General features: G+C 38.3%; 15 protein-coding genes. 7 read left to right on the forward strand and 8 right to left on the reverse strand.

What is annotated here, in order from left to right; genetic code table 11:
* Positions 1–24: 24 nt before the first annotated feature.
* Complete coding sequence (locus CRO15_RS14200) at positions 25–3,156, reverse strand: TAT-variant-translocated molybdopterin oxidoreductase (RefSeq protein WP_097046497.1); 3,132 nt, start codon at positions 3,154–3,156, stop codon at positions 25–27.
* 32 nt (positions 3,157–3,188) lie between these two features.
* Positions 3,189–4,547, reverse strand: coding sequence for a cytochrome c3 family protein (locus CRO15_RS14205; protein WP_097046498.1), 1,359 nt, complete (start codon positions 4,545–4,547; stop codon positions 3,189–3,191).
* A gap of 235 nt (positions 4,548–4,782) precedes the next feature.
* On the opposite strand from CRO15_RS14205, the gene CRO15_RS14210 reads away from it, so the two are divergent.
* Positions 4,783–5,154, forward strand: coding sequence for an SPOR domain-containing protein (locus CRO15_RS14210; protein ID WP_097046499.1), 372 nt, complete (start codon positions 4,783–4,785; stop codon positions 5,152–5,154).
* A 56-nt stretch (positions 5,155–5,210) separates the two neighbouring features.
* Here the strand turns inward: CRO15_RS14210 and infB are convergent, their stop codons facing one another.
* The 4 genes from infB to CRO15_RS14230 all read right to left on the reverse strand — a co-directional run bounded on the left by infB (position 5,211) and on the right by CRO15_RS14230 (position 11,476).
* The gene (gene infB / locus CRO15_RS14215; protein ID WP_097046500.1) at positions 5,211–7,979 is read right to left on the reverse strand and encodes a translation initiation factor IF-2; all 2,769 of its coding nucleotides are present in this window, start codon (positions 7,977–7,979) and stop codon (positions 5,211–5,213) included.
* A gap of 43 nt (positions 7,980–8,022) precedes the next feature.
* Positions 8,023–9,255 (reverse strand): transcription termination factor NusA, encoded by a 1,233-nt coding sequence (nusA, locus tag CRO15_RS14220; protein WP_097046501.1) that lies wholly within the window; start codon positions 9,253–9,255, stop codon positions 8,023–8,025.
* 13 nt (positions 9,256–9,268) lie between these two features.
* Positions 9,269–9,730, reverse strand: a complete 462-nt coding sequence (rimP, locus tag CRO15_RS14225) for a ribosome assembly cofactor RimP (protein ID WP_097046502.1) — start codon at positions 9,728–9,730, stop codon at positions 9,269–9,271.
* Positions 9,731–9,889: 159 nt separating this feature from the next.
* Positions 9,890–11,476 carry a sulfatase family protein gene (locus CRO15_RS14230; RefSeq protein ID WP_097046647.1) on the reverse strand — a complete coding sequence of 529 codons (1,587 nt, stop codon included), beginning with the start codon at positions 11,474–11,476 and terminating at the stop codon, positions 9,890–9,892.
* A gap of 304 nt (positions 11,477–11,780) precedes the next feature.
* Between CRO15_RS14230 and CRO15_RS14235 the strand changes: the two genes are divergently transcribed.
* The gene (locus CRO15_RS14235) at positions 11,781–12,617 is read left to right on the forward strand and encodes a DUF5694 domain-containing protein (RefSeq protein WP_097046503.1); all 837 of its coding nucleotides are present in this window, start codon (positions 11,781–11,783) and stop codon (positions 12,615–12,617) included.
* Between the two features lie 24 nt (positions 12,618–12,641).
* On the opposite strand, the gene CRO15_RS14240 is transcribed toward CRO15_RS14235, so the two are convergent.
* Positions 12,642–14,255, reverse strand: coding sequence for an alanine/glycine:cation symporter family protein (locus CRO15_RS14240; protein WP_207763908.1), 1,614 nt, complete (start codon positions 14,253–14,255; stop codon positions 12,642–12,644).
* Positions 14,256–14,369: 114 nt separating this feature from the next.
* Positions 14,370–15,473 carry a hypothetical protein gene (locus CRO15_RS14245; protein ID WP_097046505.1) on the reverse strand — a complete coding sequence of 368 codons (1,104 nt, stop codon included), beginning with the start codon at positions 15,471–15,473 and terminating at the stop codon, positions 14,370–14,372.
* A gap of 529 nt (positions 15,474–16,002) precedes the next feature.
* On the opposite strand from CRO15_RS14245, the gene CRO15_RS14250 reads away from it, so the two are divergent.
* From CRO15_RS14250 to CRO15_RS14270, 5 genes are all read left to right on the forward strand, one after another.
* Positions 16,003–19,632: a DUF1592 domain-containing protein gene (locus CRO15_RS14250; protein ID WP_097046506.1), complete on the forward strand. Its 3,630-nt coding sequence runs from the start codon at positions 16,003–16,005 to the stop codon at positions 19,630–19,632.
* Complete coding sequence (locus CRO15_RS14255) at positions 19,629–20,972, forward strand: DUF1552 domain-containing protein (protein WP_097046507.1); 1,344 nt, start codon at positions 19,629–19,631, stop codon at positions 20,970–20,972. Before CRO15_RS14250 ends, CRO15_RS14255 begins: the two co-directional genes overlap by 4 nt.
* A gap of 23 nt (positions 20,973–20,995) precedes the next feature.
* Positions 20,996–22,321 carry an L-fucose:H+ symporter permease gene (gene fucP, locus CRO15_RS14260; protein WP_097046508.1) on the forward strand — a complete coding sequence of 442 codons (1,326 nt, stop codon included), beginning with the start codon at positions 20,996–20,998 and terminating at the stop codon, positions 22,319–22,321.
* Positions 22,311–24,260: a PQQ-binding-like beta-propeller repeat protein gene (locus CRO15_RS14265; protein WP_097046509.1), complete on the forward strand. Its 1,950-nt coding sequence runs from the start codon at positions 22,311–22,313 to the stop codon at positions 24,258–24,260. Before fucP ends, CRO15_RS14265 begins: the two co-directional genes overlap by 11 nt.
* 214 nt (positions 24,261–24,474) lie before the next feature.
* Positions 24,475–25,587, forward strand: coding sequence for an alkaline phosphatase (locus CRO15_RS14270; protein ID WP_097046510.1), 1,113 nt, complete (start codon positions 24,475–24,477; stop codon positions 25,585–25,587).
* Positions 25,588–25,629: the final 42 nt, after the last annotated feature.

Below are 25,629 nucleotides of genomic sequence, written 5' to 3' on the forward strand. Positions count from 1 at the left end.
TTCTAATTACTTCTTATTTATTGATTAAGCCTCGTTGGTGTTTCTCACCTTAACATGATAGAACACATTTGGTTTTGTTCCCACATGCTCCAACAGGTGATACATTCTATCATCTTCCTTCAACTCAGAAACTTTGCTATCCTTGTCATTAACATCTCCAAATACCATTGCCCCACTACTACATGCTGCGGAACAAGCTGTTTGGAATTCGCCATCTTTAATGGCACGTCCATCTCGCTTAGCATCCAAAATGGTCTTTTGCGTCATTTGAATACACATAGAGCATTTTTCCATTACCCCTCTTGAACGAACGTTAACATCTGGGTTAATGACCATTTTACCTAGATCATTATTCATATTGAAATCAAACTCATCATTATCAAAATACAAGAACCAATTGAATCTACGTACTTTGTAAGGACAGTTGTTAGCACAGTAACGAGTACCAACACAACGGTTATATGCCATCTGGTTTTGACCCTGTCTACCATGCGATGTTGCCGCAACAGGACAAACTGTTTCGCAAGGAGCATGGTTACAATGCTGGCACATTACCGGCTGAAATGCTACTTGAGGGTTTGCAGATGCATCTTCCATCTCCCTAAATCCACCCAAGGAGCCGTTATCTCCCCAAAGACCATCCATTCCTTCTTTTTTCTCATCATCCTGCTCAAAGGTCTCTTCAGAAGAATAATACCTATCAATACGCAACCAATGCATATCTCTAGATTTTCTAACTTCTTCTTTCCCTACTACCGGAACATTATTTTCAGCATGACATGCTATTACACAAGCACCACAACCGGTACAAGCATTTAAGTCAATGGATAAATTGAAATGATGCCCAATAGAACGATCAAACTCTTCCCACATATCTGCATCTGGAGAGGTAACCGGAATTTCCTGGTGGTTTAAGGTAACCTGAGGCATATGGTTCCACTCTTGATGGTCTTTTGTATTGAAGATTTCCAAGGTAGTTTCCTTGATAATATCCCCTCTACCCATCAATGTTTTATGCAATTGAACACATGCAAATTCATGTACACCCTCCGCCTTTTCAATTTTTACAGATTGTACATCGGAAAAATTCTTATATAAGGTATAGGCATTTACACCTGTTGCCATTTCATATTGCATTCCGGCTTGCTTGCCATAACCAAATGAAAGACCAACAGTATCTTTTGCTTGACCAGGTTGAATAATAACCGGAACATTATCCAAAACCACACCATCAACAGTAAGCTTTGCATAACTTCCATTTAAACCACCATCAGCCACATTAAAGTTTTCCATTTCCAGTGCTTCCGCATCAGCTTTGGAGATTGTCATATAGTTATCCCATGATACTCTAGAAATTGGATCAGGGAATTCCTGAAGCCATGGGTTATTGGCCTGACGACCGTCTCCCATACCCACTTTGGAATACAAAACCAATTCAGTTCCGGAACTGGTTGAATTTACCAGGGAGCGAATTGCTGATGCAATAGGAGCAATTCCCGATTGCACTTCCTCAACTTCACTGGAATCAATAGTAGCTTGCTCAGCATCATCAGAAGCAACCTCCGTTATAGCCCCTATAAAAACTCCATCTTGGAGCGCTTTATTCCAATCCGAACCTTGCAACAGAGATGTGCTCCAAGTTTCCTTAATATAATCGTAGTAGGTTTGCTCACTACCCATCCAAGTTAGTAACGCATTTTGAAACTGTCTTGTATCAAAAAGCTCACGGATAGCAGGTTGCATTAAACTATAATGTCCCTTCTTTAATTGCGCATCACCCCAAGATTCCAAATAATGGGGAGCGGCAGCAATATAATCGGATGACTGTGCAGTTTCATCATTATTAAAAGCAAAACTTACAGATATACCTACCTTATCAAGTCCCGATACAAAATCAGCAGAGTTTGGCAGCGAATAGACAGGGTTCACACCATCCATAATCAATGCACCTACACGCCCAGCATTCATATCAGCAACCAATTTATTCACTTTGGCCACATCTCCTTGACGCACATATTTTGGATTCTCCGTATCAAAAGCCTCACTTGCCAATAATTCATTAATGGCCAATACTACAGCTTGTGCGTTCACATCATTAAGTCCAGTGACCACTACCGCTTTGTTTCTAGCTTTCTTAATTTGGGCTGCAATATTTTCTACAGCAGCATCAACATCAGAAGTACCTCCACCTACATTGCTTCCGTTTAATTTGCCATACAATTTGGCCAAAGCAATTTTTTGCTGTGTTGGAGTCATTGGATAACGCTTATCTGCATTACCTCCTGTAAGGGTCATATTGGACTCCAGTTGAATATGCTTGGACATTTTTCCATTTTTTGGAACTCGCCCTTTAGCATATCCTCCATCATATCCTCCCCCTTGCCAATCTCCTAAGAAATCAGCTCCAAAAGAGACAATTACATCTGCTTTTTCAAAATCATAATCTGCAAGGGCACGCTCACCATAAGCGGCATTAAATGCATTTAGAGCTGCATCTTCAGAAATGGCATCATAAACAACATGGTTTACATTGCCACCATACTCAGCTTTAAAATCAGCAATCAGCTTATCTGTAGAAGGACTTGCATAGGTTTGAGTCATCAAAACAATCTGTTTACCAGACCCTTTCAAGCTCCTTAATTTTGCTTTTACAGCATCATCCAATTCTTTCCAGTCAATTGGCTCACCATTAGCCATTGGCCCCTGAACCCTCTTGCTATCATACAACGTAAGCACTGAAGCCTGAACACGGGCATTAGCACTTCCGCCTACTTTAGCCTCTGTGTTGTTTTCTATTTTTATTGGTCTTCCCTCACGGGTTTTTACCAAAATACTTGCAAAATCATACCCATTAGCAATAGTAGTTGCATAATAGTTAGCAACTCCTGGCACTATATTATCTGGCTGAACCACATAGGGTATAGACTTATGAACAGGCCCTTCACAGGCAGCAACGGTAGCTGCCGCAGTACTGAACCCAACATACTTTAAAAAGTCCCTTCTATTGGTAGTTGTAGCTGAAAGGTTTTCTTTATCACCCAAAAACTCATCTACTGGGATTTCCTCTGCAAATTCATTTTGTCTTAGCGCCTCAACAATGGAATCGTTCGGATTTAACTCCGCTTCGCTTTTCCAATATTTTTTGTTTGATGCCATACGATATATCTCAGATTATCTTCTTTAAATTCTTAATAGTGACACTTACCACATTCCAAACCACCCATCATTGCAGCGGTAAGTTCCTCAACACCATATTTCTTGGAAAGTTCTGCATGAATAGCTTCGTAGTATTCATTGCCTTCCATTTTAACATTGGTCTCCCTGTGACAGTTGATACACCATCCCATCGTCAATGGAGCAAATTGTTCCATGATTTCCATTTCCTCTACCGGACCATGACAGGTTTGACATTCGATTCCAGCAACTGAAACATGCTGAGAGTGGTTGAAGTAGGCAAAATCGGGAAGATTATGCACCCTCACCCAAGCAACAGGCTGTGTCTCACCAGTATATTTTTGATTTTCCTCATCCCACCCAACGGCTTTGTATAATTTCTTGATCTCTCCGGTATAGAATTCATTGGTGTAGCCATTGGCTATATCCTCAGCACTAGGTCCTTCAGGATTACCTTTATACTCATATATGGACTTGTGACAATTCATACAAACGTTCAAGGACGGTATCCCTGAAGTTTTTGACACCCTAGCAGATGAGTGACAATACTTGCATTCTATTTTATTGTCTCCTGCGTGAATTTTATGAGAGTAATGAATGGGCTGAACAGGAGCATACCCTTGATCAACTCCTACTTGCATCATCCACCCGTAAGCAAAATAAGCACTTGCCAACAGCAAGAAAATAGCGCTCACTAACACCAAGAATTGGTTTTGGGCAAAAGCCTTCCATACAGGAGTTCGTTTTTCTGCTTTTTCTTTTTCCAGAATAACACCGTTGGCCTCTGCTATCCTTCTAAGTGTGCTATTGACCAAAATCAACATAACCACCAACAAACCAAACACAAGCGCAAGTGCACCAAGTATGATTTCATTGGAAACCCCTCCTTCTGATCCAGCACCTTCACCAGTAGCATCTGCAGCAACTGCCACTACAGGAGCAGGAGGTGGAGCCGCCGTATACGCCAAGATATCATCAACATCAGTATTGGACAACGTAGGAAAAGCCGTCATTGCCGCCTGATTGTATTCTGCGTAGATTTTATTGGCATAAGCATCTCCAGCCTTAATCATTCCCGGACTGTTCTTAATCCACTCATAAAGCCATTCCTTATCCAATCCTTCATCTTCAGACAGCCTGGCCTCAACATTTGCCAGTGCAGGCCCGGTCATCTTACGATCTAGCGAGTGACAAGCAGCACAGTTTTGATTGAACAATTGTTTTCCTTTTGCCGCATCTCCTCCACCTGAAGCTTCAGCAACAACTTCAGCCGAAACTGCTTCTTCCTCTTGAGCATAAGATGAAATGGAAAAAAATAGGAGGGAAAGACCTAAAACTTTAGAAAATAGATGGCGGTATAAAACCTTTTTCATATTAACGAAATTTCTATCGAAATTTTTGGCACGATATTTACTTCTGATACTGAGAACAATAGGGTTCCAACGTGCTAAAATCGGTGACAAAAATACAACATAGACTTATTTTTTTAAATGTTAAGGTATTTATAATAACTAATTTATAAACATTCTAAATAAATAGAGGCCAAGCTCCTTAATACATAAAAAATTACATTTGTATATCAACAAAACAAAAAAGCATCAATATATCATGAGAACCCCTGCATTTATAGCACTTTTGATTGGTTTAACATTTCAGGTTTCTGCTCAGGAAGGCAGTGTCACCATTGAGCAAGACCCTCGGATTGAAGAGCTGGTCGCACTATACACTGAGGTAAATTCCAAATCTGATTTTTACCAAATCCAAGTAGGTTTTGGAAGCTATCAGAGAGCTCAAAACCTTAAAACGAAAGTAGATATAGATTTCCCTGGATGGCAGTCTAAAATTGAATTTGAATCTCCTACGTACCGTGTACGATTAGGTAAGTTTAAAACAAAACTGGAGGCAGAACGGAAATATTTAGAGGTTCGCAAAAAATACCCTGACGCAATGCTCTTAAAACCAGAAAAGAGCTCTAGGTAAAAAAATAAAAAAAAGCCGCTTAAGCGGCTTTTTTTATTTTTTGGACACCTTCTTTTCTATAGCTTTTTCTTAACTGCTACTTCCTGGAAGGCCTCAACAATATCTCCTTCCTTAATGTCATTATAGTTTTTAATCTGGAGTCCACAGTCATACCCTTTGGATACTTCCTTAACATCATCTTTAAATCGTTTTAAAGAAGTTAACTCCCCTGTAAAGATTACCACTCCATCACGTATCAATCTAATTCGTGAATTCCTGAATATCTTACCACTGGTAACCATACAACCTGCAATGGTTCCAATCTTGGATATTTTAAAGGTCTCTCTTATTTCCGCATTACCAGTGATTTCCTCCTTCATTTCTGGTGACAACATACCCTCCATGGCATCTTTAAGGTCATTGATAGCATCATAAATAATTGAGTACATTCTGATATCTATCTCTTCCTTATCGGCAACCGCTCGAGCATTACCCATTGGCCTAACATTAAATCCAATAATAATGGCATCAGATGCACTAGCCAACAGAACATCAGATTCTGTTATGGCACCAACACCTTTATGAATGATGTTTACCTGAATCTCATCAGTAGATAATTTTTGGAAGGAATCCGTCAATGCCTCCACAGAACCATCAACATCACCTTTAAGGATAATATTGAGTTCTTGGAAATCACCCAAAGCAATCCTTCTACCTATTTCATCTAAAGTAATATGACGTTGTGTTCTTACTGATTGCTCACGTTGTAATTGCGAGCGCTTGGTTGCAATTTGTTTTGCCTCCCGCTCATCATCCAGCACATTGAACCTATCTCCTGCTTGTGGAGCTCCATCCAATCCTAAAATAGAAATTGGTGTTGCGGGACCAGCTTTTTTGATATTTTTTCCACGTTCATCCTGCATGGCCTTTACCTTACCACTACAAGTTCCCGCCAGTACATAATCTCCAATTTTCAAGGTTCCGGTCTGCACCAATATAGTGGACACATATCCCCTACCTTTATCCAAGAAAGCCTCTACAACAGTACCTGTGGCCAAACGATCTGGATTTGCCTTTAGCTCCAATAATTCAGCCTCTAACAAAACTTTCTCCAACAGCTCATTTATACCTTGCCCCGTTTTTGCAGAAATATCATGGGACTGAATCTTACCTCCCCAATCTTCTACCAATAAATTCATGGAAGCAAGACCTTCTTTAATCTTATCTGGATTGGCCGTAGGCCTATCAATCTTATTTATAGCAAAAATGATTGGCACATTTGCAGCTTGGGCATGACTGATAGCTTCCTTGGTTTGCGGCATAATATCATCATCTGCCGCAACCACAATAATTGCAATATCAGTCACCTGAGCACCCCTGGCACGCATTGCGGTAAACGCCTCGTGACCCGGTGTATCCAAAAAGGTAATTTTTTGCCCATCTTCCAATGTAACACCATAGGCACCAATGTGCTGGGTAATACCCCCACTTTCACCTGCAATTACATTTTCTTGTCTTATATAATCCAGCAACGATGTCTTACCGTGGTCTACGTGACCCATTACCGTTACAATAGGCGCTCTTGGTTTTAAATCTTCCGGAGCATCTACCTCTTCCTCAATAGATTCTTCAATTTCAGCAGTAACAAACTCCACCTCATATCCAAACTCCTCCGCAACAATAGAAAGTGTTTCTGCATCCAAGCGCTGGTTCATAGTAACCATGATTCCCAACGACATACATGCCGAAATAATCTGTGTAGTGGAAACACTCATCATGGTAGCCACTTCATTAACAGTAACAAACTCTGTTACTTTAAGGATTTTGCTTTCCAATTCTTGCTGTTCAAGATCTTTTTCTGTCTGCTGACGATGCTGATCTCTTTTCTCCCTACGGTATTTGGCACCTTTACCTTTACTGGATTTACCCTGAAGTTTTTCAAGAGTCTCCCTTACCTGTTTTTGTACTTCTTCTTCGGTAGGCTCAACTTTAGGAACGGATGATCTCTGACCACCTCTCCTTCCGGCAACATTATTACCTGCTCTATTACCAGGACGGTTTCCTCCTCCTTGCGAAGGGTTTTTGCTAACAATCCGCTTTCTACGTTTTTTCCTATCCGCAGATTCAGCAGGCTTTTTAGGCTCTTCTTTCTTCTTCTTAGGTTTATTGAATTTGGAAAGATCAATTTTATCCCCAGTAATCTTTGGACCACTAAGTTTTTTATATTGTGTTTGAATCGCCTCTGGTTCCTTAGGCTGTTCAACCACTTCCTGTTCTTTTTTAACCTCAGCAGGCTTGACCTCTTCTTTTTCCTTTGCCTCAACTTTGAGCTGTGTAGCAGGTTCTTCCTCAACCTTTGGCTTTTCTTCAACCTTTGGTTGCTCCACCTCCTGTTTAGGCTGCTCTACTTCTTTTGGCTCTTCAGCATTTTTCGGTGCTTCCACAGTTTTAGGCACTTCCACAGCTTTAGGCGCTTCCGGCTTTTTATCCAGATCAATCTTACCAACTGTTTTAGGGCCTGAAAGCTCCGCTTTGGCCTTGATCACCTGCTCTGCACTTCTTCGTTCCCGGGCAAGTCTTCGTTCTTCCTGTTCTTGTTCAATTTGGATTCTGAGTGCTTCTTTCTCCTTACGTTTTTCCTCTCCTACTTCTTTGGAAGCTACCTTTTTACTCTTATCCGTTTGAAACTCATCCAACAGTACTTGATACACTTCACCTGTTATTTTAGTTGTAGGCCTCGCCTCTACCTCATGCCCTACGGATGAAAGGTAGTCTACAGCCCTATCCAGTGAAATGTTCAATTCTCTGAGAACTTTATTAAGTCTTATTGTTGGGTTTCCTGCCATAAATTGTATTTCCTTGCCCTAAAATTCGCTGCTAATATATAGCTTAATCTTCAAATTCTTCTTTAAGAATTCGTACCACATCTTTAACGGTTTCCTCTTCCAAATCAGTTCTTTTGATCAGGTCGTTCACATCTTGCTCCAGAACACTACGAGCTGTATCCAATCCAATTTTCTTGAACTCATCAATAACCCATGCTTCTATTTCATCCGAGAATTCAGTTAATTCCACATCTTCCTCAACACCCTCTCGGAACACATCAATCTCATAGCCAGTTAATTGACCAGCCAAACGAATGTTATGACCACCTCTACCAATTGCTTTAGAAACTTCTTCCGGCTTAAGGTATACCTGAGCCGTTTTCTTTTCATCATTCAACTTAACAGATGATACTCTTGCAGGACTCAAAGCCCTTGTCACCATCAATTGTGAATTATTGGTCCAGTTGATCACATCAATATTTTCATTGCCCAATTCACGAACAATTCCATGTATTCTAGATCCTTTCATCCCCACACAAGCACCTACAGGATCAATTCTATCATCATAAGAATCCACGGCCACTTTAGCTTTCTCCCCAGGAATTCTTACCGCTTTTTTAATAGTAATCAACCCATCAAAAACTTCAGGAATTTCCTGAAAGAACAACTGCTCCAAGAAAATCGGTGATGTTCTTGACATGATAATTGCTGGCTTGTTCCCTTTCAATTCCACGCTTTCAATTACCCCGCGAACATTGTCTCCCTTACGGAAAAAGTCGGACGGAATCTGTTTTTCCTTCGGGAGAATGATCTCATTCCCTTCGTCATCCAACAAAATGATCGCCTTGTGACGAATATGATGCACTTCAGCAGTGTATATCTCACCCTCCAAGTCCTTAAATTGCTTGTAGATGGTAGTATTATCATGCTCATGGATTTTAGATATCAGGTTTTGACGCAACGCCAAAATAGCCCTTCTACCCAAATCCATAAGTTTCACTTCCTCAGACACATCCTCTCCAACCTCAAAATCAGGCTCTATTTTCCTGGCTTCAGTCAATGATATTTCCTCGTTGGGCTCTTCCACTTCGCCATCTTCGACCACAATCCGGTTTCTCCAAATCTCTAAATCTCCTTTATCTGGGTTGATAATGATGTCAAAATTCTCATCAGAACCAAATTTCTTCTTAAGTGCATTTCGGAATACATCTTCCAAAATTGCCATAAGGGTTACCCTATCTATAAACTTATCGTCCTTAAATTCTGAAAAGGATTCGATGAGCGCTAGGTTTTCCATTTTTGAACTACAATTAAAATTTTAATATAACTTTTGCTTCATGGATATCAGAAAACGCAATCTCTTGTTTCTTCTGAACTGTAACTTTTCCTTTACCCACGGGTTTGGGCTCGCGTGCCTTCCACTCCAGGGTAATACTATCTTCGGTGGCTTGGGTCAGGTTTCCCTCTAATTCTTCTTCACCTGTCCTAACCTTTAATTTTCTTCCAATATTTTTTTTATACTGACGTGGCAATCGCAATGGTGATGAAGCACCTGCAGAGGTAACTTCTAAAGAAAAATCCTCTTCCTCCCGATCCAAATTGTGTTCAATGGCCCTACTAACATTCATACAATCTTGAAGATTGACACCTTCGTCACCATCTAAAACTACTCGAATCGTATTATCTCCACCTACAGTAAAATCAATTAAAAACAAAGATGGATACTCATCCAAAGCCTTGTTCAATAATGATGTTACTTTCTCCTTTAACATAAAACCAAGTAATAAAAGAGGGGACTAGAAGTCCCCTCATGAATACTTTTATATCCGTTCAGTGGCGCAAATATACAATAATTATGGAGTTTGCAAAACTGAAAGAAGCATTGCAACCCTTTATTTCAATGAGATTTTTTTTTGATACTTTAATTAAGGTCAATTCTCATTATCCATCCACCACAACTGCTTCCAAATTGCATCTTCACCATCGTTCCTTTGGGCTATTCCTTCCGTACTTCTACCTTCTATGATATATTTGGTGAGCAGCCTTCTGAGTTCTTCTACTTTTTCGGTATTTGATGCCTGTAGATTGTTAGATTCAGCAGGGTCATTCTTTAGATTGTACAACTGCACTTTGGGCAACCCATCCAAAGCCTTTTTATTGTTTGGTGTTGGAAAACTCCATCCACCAGAATCTGGACACATAATCAATTTCCAATCTCCTTTTCTAATAGCAAAGCTACCATTGATGGAATGATGCACCGTAGCTTCCCTAAAATCACCCTTAATAGGCTCTTGATTCAAAAGCGGTAGCATGTTATAGCTATCCTCTGCTTCATTTGCTTTTAGCTCATACCCTACAATGGCCGCACAAGTTGCCGCAAAATCTGTTGTACAAATAGTTTGAGGGTTAACGGAGCCTTTTTTTACCTTTTCTGGCCATTTCACTATATAAGGTACACGGTGGCCTCCTTCAAATATATCCGCTTTATGCCCCCTGTAAATATAGCTAGGGTAATGGCCTTTTTCCGTAAGTTCTTCAATTTTTGCGGCAGGAGAACAACCATTATCACTTGTAAATACAATTATGGTATTATCTTCAATTCCAGCATTCTTTACAGCGTCATTTAATTTACCCATGTAGTCATCAATCATCATCATGAAATCTCCATAAGGATTAAGACCACTTTTTTCTTGCCATTCTTTGGTTGGCAAAATGGGAGTATGCGGTGATGGTAATGCCAAATAGAGAAAAAATGGATCTTCTTTATCAGCTTGCTCTTTTACATATTTAATCCCCCTTCGGAAAAAATTAGGCGTAACGTCTTCATGGATAAAATCTTTGGAAGTAGGTCCTTTTCTCCACCAAGAGTATTTCCCAGTATTAACTGTTGTAGAATCTGGTATTTGAGTGGCCATACCATTTTCCACATATACATAGGGAGCCATATCCAAAGAACCACTATGCCCATACGCATAATCAAAACCAAGGTCATTTGGAGAATTCTTTACAGGTTTGGTATAATCAATATTGGTAAAGGTGGTGTCTTGCCAACCAGTAGTAGCTTCCAAATCAGGGTTTTTCAATGCCCAGTCCCATCCTAAATGCCATTTTCCAATAAATGCAGTACTGTATCCATTCTTTTTAAGAATAGAAGCCACAGTTGTTCTTGTTTTTGGAATCAACGCTTTAGAAGCCCCAATTAAAACTCCTTCTTTTAAAGTGCTCCTCCAATTATATCTTCCCGTCATAATTCCATATCGCGTTGGGGTGCAAACGGCGGAGGAAGTATGGGCATCAGTAAATCGCATTCCTTCTTCTGCAAGCTGATCCAAATATGGGGTACTTATTTTACAATCGTTATTAAAGGCTGATATGTCACCGTAGCCTAAATCATCAGCTAGAACAAAAATAATATTAGGGTGTTGTTTGGGTTGTACTTCTTTGGTCTTCTTTTTAGAACAACTGAGAGCAAAAAGTGCTAAACAAACAAAAAGAAAGGTTTTTTGGGAATTCTTCATAACCATTTATCAGTTTACAGGCGGAATGTACCCAAATAACCTTAAATAAAAAACCTTGATTTTGTTTAAAATTGGAATTCCATTCTGTATTTGGACTAAGGTTGATTCACAAAAACCTACGAAAAAACCATATCTTTTTAAAAAATAATATTGGCCAGACAACTATTCCATGAAATATTGCGTCCATATGTGTAACAGAGTATCACAAAAAAACAATGGAACAAGATTCTCCATTTCATTTACCAAACTATAACACCCTAAGATAATTATCCCTGAAATGGATATTCACCAAATTGCTTCGATAATGAAACACTTAATTTTTATAACGGCACTATTTGTGTTAAGCTGTAATGAGAAAACACAACATACTGCTCAAGGAAATCTCCAAGAGGACTCACAAGAATCCGATAAAATAAAAGTACTGAATTTTGCAACCTTCCATATGGGCAACACATCAGATTCCAAGAGCGTCGAATTTGATGAGCAAAACAGAAAAAACCAAGAAGACGCCAAGAAAATTGCACAAATGATTTCAGCTTTCGGGCCCACTGTTATTTGCGTAGAGGTTCCTGCAAGTGAAAGTGAAGAATTGAATACCGAATACACGAAATATCTAAAATCCCCAAATAAGGCATCTACATATTATGGGGAGGTTGGACTGGTTGCTTTTGAGGTTGGCCGTATCAATAACGTAGAAAAACTTTATGGTATTGATTACCGATTAGAGTATAATTACAATATCAACAACGATTTGAAAAATGAAATTGATTCGGCAACATTTAATAATTTCCAATCCAATCCATTTGCATCAATTCCAGAATTGAACATATTTGAAGAGGGGTTGTCCTTGGCAGAAAAACTATCAAGGATGAACCATCCTAAATTTTTAGATTTTCTGATTACCGCCAACGCAGACATATTGACCTATGTTGGTTCCAAAAATGGTTATGAGGGCGCCGATGAAGCTGCAGAATACTATAAAAGAAACCTAAGAATCTATTCAAACTTAAATAGGCTCCCACTAACAAAAAAGGATAGGGTCTTTATTTTATCTGGAGGAAGTCATACTGCATTTTTAAATGAGTTTATGCAACGGAGCCTTAAGTATGAAGTTGTAAACACTTTTGATTATTTAAAATAAGCATTGCATTTCATGGACATTTTTTTAATCCGATTTGTTTTTTGAAATAAGAACAATGTATTTCTTGAACTCATTCTTCACATTAGGGAACAGAATAAGCAGACCTATCATATTTGGAAAAACCAATGCCAATATCATGGCATCTGAAAACTTTATAACGGCATCCAAAGTAATTGCAGCTCCTAAAACCGTAAACATGAGGAACAACACCTTATAAGTTAAATCAGTGAGTTTTTCTCGCCCAAAAAGATACTTCCAAGCTTGAAGGCCATAGTACGACCAAGATAAAATAGTAGAAAATGCAAATAAGCATACTGCGATCATCAAAACATAAGAAGAGCCCTTTATTGAATTTTCAAAAGCTAGGGATGTAATGTTCACCCCTCCTAAACGGCTTCCATCCTTAAATAGCGCTTGTCCATCCAACACATCTCCATATATAAATGCTCCATCCATGTTAAAAAGGATAATAACAACCGCAGTCATTGTACATATCAATACAGTATCAATAAAAGGTTCCAGTAGCCCAACCAATCCTTCAGAAGCTGGATATCCAGTGCTTACTGCCGAGTGAGCAATGGCAGCTGACCCAGCACCAGCTTCGTTAGAAAATGCAGCCCTCCTAAAACCCTGTATCATGACACCTACAAACCCTCCTGTAATTGTTGCTTTAGGAGTGAACGCTTCAGAAAAAATCTGTCCAAAGACTTCACCCATCAATTCAATTTTGGAAAAAATAATGAACAGCGCGGCACCCACATACAAAATTGCCATAACAGGGACTACTTTTTCAGTCACCTTGGCTATCCTTTTGATTCCTCCAATAATCACAATTCCGGCCAAAATAGCAAACACCAACCCTATTATGCTTCCCGTAGCAGAACCAGAAAACTCAAATAAACCTATTATCTGTGCTGCTGCCTGATTACTTTGAAAAGCATTGCCACCGCCAAAAGATGCTCCAATGCATAGCACAGCAAAAACAACAGCCAAAAACTTCCCCAAATATCCAAGTCTTTTCTCTTTAAGCCCTCTAGATAAATAGTACATAGGCCCTCCAAAAACGGTCCCATCTTTATCAATATCACGGTACTTTACGCCAAGGGTGCACTCCACAAACTTGGTGGACATCCCTAATAAACCGGCCAACACCATCCAAAAAGTAGCTCCAGGCCCACCAATGGATATAGCCACTGCCACCAGCGCTATATTACCAAGGCCAACGGTACCGGACACTGCAGTTGCCAAAGCTTGAAAATGATTCACTTCACCTAAATGCCCCTCATCCTTAATAGTTCCTTTTAAATCCCCGTCAACTTCATGAACAATAGTTTTTAGCTTTACGCCAGCGTTCTCTAGTTCATCATATTTTCCACGAACCACTTGTATGGCTGTAGGAAAATGACGAACGTTTACAAATCCAAAGTAAAGGGTAAAAAACAAGGCCCCTATGATCAAAACTATTAAAACTACAGGAATTCCATAACCCAATATGGATATTTCCGATAAGATCAAATTTTCCCACCATACCGCAAAAGGCATAAAGGCATTATTGATTCTTTCATCCAGTCCTTGCGCTGATGAAAAAGCAACTACAGATGTAATTGAAAACAGTTGAAAATTCAAAAAGTAAAGCATTCCCATAATCCAAAAAGTTTCTGAAATTTCATTAGCAGAATTGAATTAATGGGGTAATGTCGGAATGAATCTGAAAATGTCAGTAGTTCAAAAACTGACAAATTATGGAATACATCAGTTATCCTCAATGATGATGCTCTCTTTTGGCAATAGCAGCCTTATTCTCCTCTCTCTATTTTCTGACATTTCAAATAACGCGTCTTTCAAGGGAACATAGTGCATATCTTTGGTCCAGCATTGTTTGCCAAACAAACTATCCAACATGGATACAATCAGCCTTTTTAGCTCATTATGATCATTAATATCGTAAGTTTTGGATACATCAAAGTTTTTGGGTTTAATCTCTAACCATCCATTTTCCGAGCTAAGTCTGCGCTCAGCAAAAAGCCTTAACAATTTATAAAGTGCTGGTGTAAGTTGAACAATTCTGTCCTTAGTTCCTGAAAAGCCTTGTACAGAAACCTTAAAATTATCCTTGTTCCCTAATTTATCACTTTTAAAGAAATAAAGCTTTAGTTGGTGAGGGTTTGGAATTAAGGTCTCAGTAAGTTCTTTAACCCAACTCAAGGCAAGCGCAAAAAACACCATAATCAAGGATGTCTTAAATATAGCAGAGAACAACAATAGATTAATTGTATCATCCAAAAGCTTATACATTTGGGCCAATAAGGTCACAAAAACCGTGATTATTGATAGCCAACCCAACAAAGGAAGCCTTCTTTTAACAAATGATTCCCACAAAACAAAGCCCAAAAAAAACAATGTCAGCAAAGCATAATAAACATCCAGTTCACTTATTGTTGAAGCTGCTTTTGCAAGAAACATTTTATGAAGTGTAGGGAAAAGGGCAAACACAAATGGTATACCAATCACATAAGGCCAAAAATTGGACTTTATCAAAGGTTCAAGTGGCTTGGGGAGGTATCTGAACCATGGCAAGGACAGGAGAATAAAAAGACTGTTCAATAGTGAAAATACACTTGTAAATCCTTCTTTGAAATGTATATCCAATCCAATGTCCGCTTGGTATAGTATTTCAACTAAACCGGACAGAGACCAACAAAGAATTGAAAGTGCCAACCATACTTGACCAAAATCATCTTGTTTTTTGCCAATATGATACCAAATAGACAATAAAGCAAGAAATGCAAAAAGACATACTGAAAACTGCCACCAACCGTAGAAAGTTGAAACCTGGGTTAAAAAAACAATATCCAAATTGTAATAGATTAGTTTAAGGTGAAGCTAATTTACTTGACTTCAAAACGATAAAGGTATTTGTTAAAAATAGTAAAAGTTTAAATAAACAATTTGGCGCGTGCTATTCTTAAAATTCGTTTTGTTCACGGCAACAACAATGATGTTTAAAATAACCACAAGAAAAACAAAAGAATTAGATCCTTCCCCAGTATTTTGACCTGTTTATTTGACATAATACCCCCATCTTAGAAGCTCCTTTTTTTGGTAAATCCGGGTTTTCTGTTAAAAAAACCACTTCATTTTGCTTTTTACCGTCAAATTCGCAAAAATAGTATCAATATCAGTCAGATTTGGTGGAGATTTTATCTTTCTTAATTTATAATATTGTTTTTTGAGTGATAATAATCTCTCAGAAATCAAGCAAAAAAATCCTGTTGAATTCATTGATTTTGAGGGATGTTTGAAAACATTAGTGCTTATATCAAGAAAGATTGCCACTAAAAATTGGTTTTAAAAAGATAAATATTATAAAACTATTTAAGTTTTTATGAAGCATAAACTAACAATTGTAATTGTTTCCACAATAATACTCTTTGGACTTCTTTTTATCCCAATGTTTGGTGAAATTGAAAATACCTCGGTTTCTTTTCTTGGTCGTTTTCACCCTTTGATATTGCACCTTCCCATAGGTGCTTTGATCGCCTTGTCCTTAATGGAGTTTATCAACATACGCAGACCAAATTTGAATTTAGATTCTGCATGTGCCATTTTACTTTGGTTTTCAGTTTTGACCATCGTTCCAACCGTTATTGTTGGGTTCTTTTTGGCTTATAGCGGCAATTACAATGATGAGGCCTTGGGCCGTCACCAATGGCTTGGTTGGTTTACTGCGTTAATATGTGTTTGGCTGCTTGTTTTACGCCAGAAAAAAACATCAAAAACAGGCAATAAAGCAGGTAAACTGTATAGAGTGTTTTTATTTGTCAATGTTGTTTTATTGTCAGTTGCAGGGCATTATGGGGGAACTTTAACCCATGGTTCAAATTACTTAACCAAATACATGCCATCTGGATTGAAGACTTTTTTGGGAGTGACCCCTTACGATGGATACATGGCAATTAACAAACAAGGAGATTCAACCTCTATAGAAGCCCAATACTTTGCCAAGGAGGTAAAACCTATAATGGACAAGTATTGTTTTGAATGTCATGGCCCCGAGAAAGAAAAAGGAGGTATTCGTTTGGATGTTTTAAGTTGGGATATGATCAACGGACCGGACGCAGAGGGATGGCACTCAGCTTTAGATATGATAAATTCTGGTGAAATGCCTCCAGAAGAAGAACCTCAACTGAAAGATGATGAACGTAGAAAAATAGTTGAGTGGATGACCAATAATTTGGAACAAGCAGCTATTGCCAAGCAAGATGCGGACAAAGGTATCATGCGAAGGTTAACAAAAGAACAATACACAAACACATTAAATCAATTACTTGGTGTTGCAGTCAATTTTGGAGATGTTTTACCAGACGATGGAAAATCAAAAATGGGATTCAGCAACAATGGCAATGTATTACAAGTATCATCTTTACATATAGATTATTATCAAAAAATAGCCCGTGAAGCTTTGGATAAAGCCATAGTTTTTGGAGAAAAACCTGAATCAAAAAGGTACAAAGTCACTTTGGGAAAACAAATTGATAGTAATGAAACTGGGGCCGAATACGGAGGCTATCAAACGGCCGCTATCAAAAAAGGAGATTTTTTGATTGAAGTACTGGATGACGATGGAAAGCAAGTTGAGTATATAACAACTCAAGAAAAAGACACCTTAATTGCCCTAAAAAATAAGATAGGAATCGGTATGAGAGGTTCGGCGAGTAATCGTTATACCATTGTAGAGGAAGGATTGTTATTAAATTCTGCATTGCCAGCAAAGGAAGTAGCCCCAAAATCATGGCAAGGGCCATCCCCTAATTTAAAGATGTTGATTAGAGAGGATTTTCCTCGAATCGGAGATTTTGTTTTTAGGGTTGAGGCATCTCGAGGTTATAGCTCTTGGTCTCCAGACGATGAACGTTTAATAGATTTAAGAAAAAACGATGTAGCACCTCAATCCTCAGAAACCATACATATCTCTGCTAAAGATGTTGAAAGGTCCCAAAATTTGACATTGGATAGTAATAAATGGTTAATACCAGAGAATGTTGCTGATAATTCATTTGCTCAATTCAGATACAACGTTCCCAAAACTGGAATATACCAAGTTGATTTAATTCACCCATATGCATCAGAAGATGGCATGCCATCTTACCAATTAAACCTTTTTGGAGGAAACAAAAATGGCATGGTGAGTAAGCGTTTGTATATGGATAAAACCCAAAATGCCGTTGATCAAGTTATCACTCCGGTTACATTGGCATATTTGTCCGAGGGAGACCATAGAGGCTTTATTGGAGGTAAGTTTTTTGTTGGATTTAGTGATATATTGATCACTCCATTATCAAAAGATGATCTGTCTCCAAAAATTCTAGAAGAAGAAGCAAAGAGAAATGATTTAAAATATGAGTCCATCAACCCTTCCATTCAGGCATTTGCCGGTTCCAGAACAGATGATGGAATGGACTATAAAACCTTTGACCTTAGCAAAGAAGTAACTGCACCCTTGGGAGAATCTCAGTTTTTTGAATTTAAGGGAAGATTGGAGAATTTGCCAATTCCGTTAGCCGCTTCCCAAGTAAGTGGTGATCTTGCCAATATGATGACCATTGGGCTTTGGAACAACCACTTGGTAAAAGAAAGTAATTTTAGCGGTCCTCCGTTACTTATCAAATCAGTAGAATTTGAAGCTCCATACCACCCAGTTTGGCCTCCAAAAAGTCATACGGACATCTTTTTTGATTCACCAAATAAAGCAAATGAAGAAATCTATACGCAGGAAGTTTTGGGCAATTTCATAGAACGGGCTTATAGGCGTAAACTTAATGACGGTGAATTATCACGTTACATGGATTTTTGGAGGAACATCAAAGATGATTTTGATCGCTACGAGGATGGTGTCAAAGAAGTTTTGGTTGCCATTTTGTGTTCTCCCAACTTCATTTATATCTATCAACCAGAAAAACATGAAGAAGAAAACTTCGAAAATGAGTTCTTTTTAGCATCGCAACTATCTTACTTTCTATGGAACTCGCCCCCAGACGAAACATTGATTGCTTTGGCAACCGAAGGTGAACTGTACGATGAATTGCCAGAGCAAATTGAACGCATGATAAAAGACCCAAGAGTGTCCAGAATGGTACGCTCATTTGCCTATGAATGGTTGCGATTGGATAGGCATAAAATGATGGATACGGATGTTGGCGAGTATGAAGATTACACCAGGTTTGTAAAAGAAGACATGACCAAAGAAACCTATGAGTTCATCAATTACGTCTTAAAGAATAATATGAGTATTTTGAATCTTATAGATTCAGATTTTGCCATGCTCAATCAAAATCTAGCGGAATTTTATGAAATTGAAGGAGTGCAAGGGAATGCATTTCGCCCAGTAGCAGTAACAGAAGAAATGAATAGGGGCGGGTTACTTTCACAAGGAGCTTTTTTAAATGGGCACTCTGATGGTGTACAGGCCCATCCAATAAAACGAGCTGTTTGGTTAAAAGAAAAAATATTAGGGGATGTACCGCCACCGCCACCGCCAAATGTTCCAGAATTGGATCCAGAAACCCCTGGTTTTGAAGACCTGACCTTAAAAGAACAGCTATTTTTACACAGAAATAAGGCATCCTGTTTAGATTGCCACCGTAAAATTGATCCTTTTGGGGTTGTTTTTGAAAATTATGACGCAGTTGGTAGATTTCAATTAACTTCCAAAGGAAAGTCCATAGACACTAAATCCAAATTACCTGATGGAACCGAAGTTGAAGGCATTCAGGGAATCAAGGATTATATTTTAGAATTGAAGAAACAAGACTTTACAAGATCTTTGGTAGAACATCTTTATGCATATGCATTGGGACGGGATGTTAGTTTTGCCGATGAAAAAGAGATTGATCATATAGTAGAGGAAGTTATGGAGAATGATTTCCGCTTTCAGACGGTTATAGCTCAAATCATTCAGAGTCCGTCATTTTATAAAAAAGAACAAAACTGGTTTCAAAAAATATTTGGGTCATGAGCAAAAAACCTTGGCATTTAGATCGTCGTACTTTTTTAAAAGGATTGGGAGTAACATGTATGCTTCCGTATTTTGAAGGCATGGGAATGAGTAGCATTTCAAAATTTATGGATCCCATGTCCCCAAAACGTCTATGCTTTCTTTATTTTCCAAATGGTGTAGGGTTGCCACCTGTTGAAAGTCCGTATCACAAAGATTGGAGCTGGTTTCCAAATGGCGAAGGCACCGATTACAAATTGACCAAATCATTATCACCCTTAACACCCCATAGAAATGATATTTCAATTATGGGAGGCCTTAGCCACCCCTATAGTCGCCAAGTATTGGGACACATAGCTGGAGACACATGGTTAACTGGAGGAGATTTAAGAGGGGAATACAGAAACAGTATTTCCGTAGACCAGGTAGCCGCAAAGAAATTGAGTCGCTACACCCGTTTTCCATCACTTTCATTATCAACAGATGGTGGGGTTGGTTACAAATCAAGGGTGTCAACCTTATCATTCAATTCATCAGGAAGACCTATTCCTTCAGAACATAGGCAACGTGAAATTTTTGAGCGTTACTTCTCTCCTGGCGGAGGAGCCTCAACCAATGAGCGACGAAAAAGTTTGCATCAAGGCAAAAAAATAGTTGATTTGGTTTTGGAAGACAGTAAAAGTCTTCAACATCGTTTAGGATCAAATGACAAGGCAAAATTGGACGAGTACTTAACATCTTTGAACCAGGTAGAAGAACAATTGAGTCGTAATGAAAAATGGCTGGATGTCCCTATGAAAGATTTTGATGCCAGTTTAATCAATCTGGATGTAGATCCAACTTCGGCACCTCAAGATTACGTGCGTTCCATGTTAGATTTAATTGTACTAGGGTTTCAAACAGATTCAACCAGGGTAATTAGTTACATGATGGCAAGGGAAGATGGTATGGGGTTTGGTGATAGTTTTTCAAAAATAGCTCTGGGGCTGAAAAGACACCATGGTATTTCCCATGATAAAAGCAGGGGACATTGGGAAGAATGGGGACGCTATGATCAATGGCTGTCCAAGCAGTTTGCATATTTTATTGACAAAATGAAAAACACTTCAGATGAGCATGGTTCATTATTGGACAATACGCTTATTCTATATGGTAGTGCTTGTAGTTCAACACACAATGCAAGGAATTACCCTCTTGTTTTAGCTGGCGGTTCCAATTTAGGGGTAAATCATGGTAGCTACACCAAATTTGATGAAAAACATGTGCCTTTATCCAATCTATTTGTAAGTATGTTAAACAAAGTAGATGTTGAAACAGAACAATTTTCGGATAGTACTGGCCCCCTACCCTCAATTCTTTAAACATCAGTTATACAAAATAGTGCATGAGCAATACTAAAAGAGTACCTATAGTAAGTAAAGACCTATTATTTCCATTTATAATAATTACATCACTATTTGCCTTATGGGGAATTGCCAATGATTTAACAAACCCCATGGTATCCGCTTTTAAAAAGGTAATGCCAGAGTTGTCAAACATTCAAGCGTCCTTAATTCAGTTTGCATTTTATTTTGGGTATTTTTTTATGGCTCTTCCTGCCGCTCTCTTCATTAGACGTTTTAGTTATAAGTCTGGCATTCTTTTAGGTCTTGTGTTATACGCAATTGGAGCATTTTTGTTCTACCCAGCTGCCTTGTACGAAGAGTATACATATTTTTTAATCTCATTATGGGTAATTACATGTGGATTGGCGTTTCTGGAGACAACAGCAAATCCTTTGATTTTGGCATTGGGAGACAAAAGAACTGCTACACAACGTCTAAATCTATCTCAAGCCTTCAATCCGGTAGGTTCGTTAACGGGAATGATCATTGCACAAGTATTTGTTCTTGCTGCTTTGCGTTCAGACGACTATACTACGGAAGCCTATAGCGCTTTATCGGTAGCTGAATTGGCTGTAATCCGTGAAAATGACCTCAATATTATCAGTATTCCATATTTGAGTTTGGGAGTTTTGGTTTTAATAATAATGACTATTATTTTCTTTACTAGAATTCCAAAAACATCAGTTGAGGATAAAATGACTTTGTCCCTATCCTTTAAAAAGTTGTTTGAGAACAAAATTTATTTAAAAGGCGTTTTGGCGCAGGCGGCATGCGTAGGATCTCAAATAATGTGTTGGACCTATATATTTCAATACGTAGATAATTTAAATGAAAGTACGGGATGGAATATAACAGCAACAAATTATAACATAGCTGCAATGGTATTGTTTTTAAGCGGCCGTTGGATAGGCACAGGCATAATGAAAAGAGTTAACCCTTCAAGGGTTTTGATGCTTTTTGGTACAGGTGGTGCTATTGCTAGCATTGGCGCCATAATACTACCTGGCATTGCCGGATTGATTTCTTTAGTGGCTATTTCTGTATTTATGTCCATTATGTTCCCAACAATTTATGGTATTGCTTTAAAAAATATGGGAGATGAAGCCAAAATTGGTTCGGCAGGACTGGTAATGGCAATTGTTGGAGGTGCTTTGATGCCCATTGCCCAAGCAGCCATTTTAGATCTTGGAGGCGATGGTTTTGCTGATATAAAACTATTGGGTTACATTCCTGAAGTTAACTTCTCTTTTATTCTTCCCGCTCTGTGTTTGGCCTTTGTTGGATATTATGGATATAGCACTATAAAAACCATAAATGGCAATTAATTTTATGAAATTCAATAATACCAAGAGAACCTACTTTCCGAATGCCATAAATTTTGCATTACTTATCATATTTTGTTCTGTATTCATTTCCTGTGGTGAAGATCATAGCAGTATAGTTAAGGTCGAAAATAGTGATAATCAATGGCCAATGTCAGGTGGGCCAGATGGTAGTTGGAAAATAAAGACTTCTTCAAAAGTACCCACAAAATGGTCAGTTCGTACAGGGGAAAACATTAAATGGAAAAAAGCTCTGCCTGCTGGAGGTCAAAGCGGCATCGCAGTTTGGGGCAAGAAAATATTTTTTACCATAAACCCCCCATTGGATACGCCTTCTTTTTCAGAACTACAGAATCAACATAATAAAGCAAAGAATGCGTATGATACGTACTATGATGTTGTGCTAAATGATTTAAAAAAAGAAAGGGACCCAGCATTTCAAAAAACACTGAACACTTATAGCACTGCTAACAAAAAATGGACAGCTTTTTTAGAAAAGGACGAAAACTATCAAAATGCTTCCAAAGAAAATAAAAAAGGTATTGCTAATAAATTGAAAAGAGAGAATGAGTTAGGTAAAAACCTTTCAGCAACTGCACAAAGCCTCGTTGATTTTGTTCACTCAACATCTGACAAATTGATTGAATACCATAACAAACTGAATGAGACCTCTGATGCTTTAAAGACCAGAGCATATGGAGCGGACATTATTCTTTATTGTATGAATGCCGATAATGGAGAAACTCTTTGGACCAAAAGGATTAAGGGAGAACTTCCCAGTGAATATAATTATGGTTTTAGTGATTCAACATCACCCTGCCCCATAACGGATGGAGAGCATGTTTGGGCAATTAATGCAAGTGGAGGCATGGCATGCTTTTCCATGGATGGAGATTTAATTTGGGAAAGGACTTGGATGCCCACAGTGGGTAGACCATTCAATAAACAATTTGATTCTGCTTTGTACGATGATTTAATTTTAAATGTAGAACCTCCTGAAAAAAATGATTCAACGAGAATACAAGAATGGAACTATCTACATGCTTTTGACAAAAACTCAGGAAAACGCCTTTGGGTAACAGAGGAAGCCATAACACATTACAATACACCAATATTGGGTGAGACAATTGATAAAAAACCTGCAATATTAATTGGTCGAGGAGGGCCTCACGGGGTTCCAGAACGCCCTGTAGGGTTAAGTTTGATCGGTTTAGAGGGGGAAAAAGCGGGTGTTGCCCTATGGAACTGGGAATCCAAAGTTCCAAATGAAATCTCTGGCTATGGAGCACTTAACACACAGCATTGGGATAAACATAAAATCTCTTGGACCAACAAAGGAGAAGATAATGTGGTCATTGATTCAAATACAGGGGAACTTATTGGACAAAATCCGCTCAACTTTGTAAATCAATATATCTATGATGAACAAACAAAACAGCATGTTTTAAAAGAAAATGTGGAGCTAAAAAATTTAGAAAATGAGTTTCATTGTAACATGTCTGTGAATGACCATACATTTTATATGGTTATGCACCAACCCTTTGTTGCTCGTCATAATATTGAAACAGGCAAGAACGAGCATTTAGAATTGCCTCGTGAAATAAATCCAGATGGTAGTTTTATTTGGAAAACACCTCAAAAAAATGATGGCCTAAATTCAAGAGGGCAACTTCATAGCACTGACTCCAGAATTTTGGGAGACGGGTTTCAAAGATCCTTTTTGGGCTCTCCAACCATGATCAATGATTATCTATTTTTCACAAATGCTTTGGGGATTGTTTATGTAATTGATACAACCACTGAAAATTTTGACGAAACTGCGATAGTGGCAATTAACGATTTAGGGGAAAAGGGAAAAACTTGGACGGTAAATTCTTTAAGTTTTGCAAATGGAAATATATACCACAGAACTCTTAAAGAAATCATTTGTATTGGCAAGTAAGACCAAGAAACATAACACTTTTTTTAGAGAAGTTATCCTATTCATTCATTAGTCCGTATCACTTCCTTTGGTTCTCCTGAGCTATTTATCTAAAACATTTTTAGGTAGATATTCGAAAAAATTAATTCCCAAAACATATTTGCCCCTTAAAACAATTCAATGAAGTTCTTATTACCTTGTAAAAAAATTAAACGAACCATAAATTGAAAATCGAATGAGCTTTGGAAAAATTGTTTTAGCTTTTATTGCAACCACATTTCTTGCTTGTAAATCTGATACTACAATAAACAAGGAAGTTACCACTCCCAAAAACGTTATCTTACTGATTAGTGATGGTACGGGATTATCGCAGATTTCCTCTGCTTTCTATTTCAAGGAGTCTGCACCAAACTATGCTCGATTCAAGAGTATAGGTCTTATAAAAACCTCATCATCTAGGCAAGACGTAACAGATTCTGCCGCCGGAGCTACCGCTTTCGCCTGTGGGGTAAAAACATACAATGGGGCTATTGGCGTTGCAGATGATTCCACAGATGTAAAAAATTTAGTGGAGATTGTTTCCTTAAAAAACATTAAAACCGGAATGGTGGCAACATCCTCCATTACGCATGCCACTCCTGCAAGTTTCTTTGCTCACACCTTAAATAGAGGATTGGCAGAGGAAATAGCTTTGCAATTGACGCAATCTGAAGTGGACTTTTTTGCAGGTGGAGGTTTGCAATTTTTCAATAAACGTAAAGATGGTCAAAACTTATTGAATGATTTAACTGATAATAAATTTACAATTGACACCACCTCTCTCGGGAATTTTTCCAAAATCAAATCAAGTGAAAAAGCAGGATATCTTTTAGCTCCAGATGATATGTTACCAGCAGCTGAAGGTCGAGGGGATTTCCTTGCCAAAGCAACTACATTGGCCATTCAATTTTTAAGTAAAGATGATCATGGTTTTTTTATAATGGCCGAAGGTTCCCAGATAGATTGGGCCGGACATGAAAACAACGGACCATATTTAGTATCCGAACTAATTGATTTTGATGATACTATAGGCAAAGCGTTGGATTATGCCCAGAAAGATGGAAATACTTTGGTTATTGTAACCTCTGACCATGAAACAGGTGGTTTTACCTTGTCCGCAAAAAAGAAGAAAAGAGAAGATGGAACCGAGTATAGTGATTACAGTGAGGCGGGCATGACATTTTCAAATGGCGGGCATTCTGCCACTTTAATTCCCGTATTTGCCTTTGGGCCTGGCTCAGAAGAGTTTGAAGGAATTTATGAGAACAATGATATTTTTCAGAAAATACTAAAAGTCACTAATTGGTGATGGCAAGACTTTCTTTAAAAGGGTGTTTTCTTTTTAATAATA

It is taken from the genome of Flagellimonas pacifica (genome assembly GCF_900215465.1).
GTDB lineage: Bacteria > Bacteroidota > Bacteroidia > Flavobacteriales > Flavobacteriaceae > Flagellimonas > Flagellimonas pacifica.

Bases quoted from the DNA above. Each gene is read 5' to 3' on its own strand.
- infB (WP_097046500.1), bottom strand. From the start codon at position 7,979: ATGGCAGGAAACCCAACAATAAGACTTAATAAAGTTCTCAGAGAATTG.
- CRO15_RS14265 (WP_097046509.1), top strand. From the start codon at position 22,311: ATGGCAATTAATTTTATGAAATTCAATAATACCAAGAGAACCTACTTT.
- CRO15_RS14240 (WP_207763908.1), bottom strand. From the start codon at position 14,255: ATGCTTTACTTTTTGAATTTTCAACTGTTTTCAATTACATCTGTAGTT.
- CRO15_RS14255 (WP_097046507.1), top strand. From the start codon at position 19,629: ATGAGCAAAAAACCTTGGCATTTAGATCGTCGTACTTTTTTAAAAGGA.
- CRO15_RS14235 (WP_097046503.1), top strand. From the start codon at position 11,781: ATGAAACACTTAATTTTTATAACGGCACTATTTGTGTTAAGCTGTAAT.
- CRO15_RS14270 (WP_097046510.1), top strand. From the start codon at position 24,475: ATGAGCTTTGGAAAAATTGTTTTAGCTTTTATTGCAACCACATTTCTT.
- CRO15_RS14200 (WP_097046497.1), bottom strand. From the start codon at position 3,156: ATGGCATCAAACAAAAAATATTGGAAAAGCGAAGCGGAGTTAAATCCG.
- CRO15_RS14230 (WP_097046647.1), bottom strand. From the start codon at position 11,476: ATGAAGAATTCCCAAAAAACCTTTCTTTTTGTTTGTTTAGCACTTTTT.
- fucP (WP_097046508.1), top strand. From the start codon at position 20,996: ATGAGCAATACTAAAAGAGTACCTATAGTAAGTAAAGACCTATTATTT.
- CRO15_RS14210 (WP_097046499.1), top strand. From the start codon at position 4,783: ATGAGAACCCCTGCATTTATAGCACTTTTGATTGGTTTAACATTTCAG.
- CRO15_RS14205 (WP_097046498.1), bottom strand. From the start codon at position 4,547: ATGAAAAAGGTTTTATACCGCCATCTATTTTCTAAAGTTTTAGGTCTT.
- CRO15_RS14250 (WP_097046506.1), top strand. From the start codon at position 16,003: ATGAAGCATAAACTAACAATTGTAATTGTTTCCACAATAATACTCTTT.
- rimP (WP_097046502.1), bottom strand. From the start codon at position 9,730: ATGTTAAAGGAGAAAGTAACATCATTATTGAACAAGGCTTTGGATGAG.
- nusA (WP_097046501.1), bottom strand. From the start codon at position 9,255: ATGGAAAACCTAGCGCTCATCGAATCCTTTTCAGAATTTAAGGACGAT.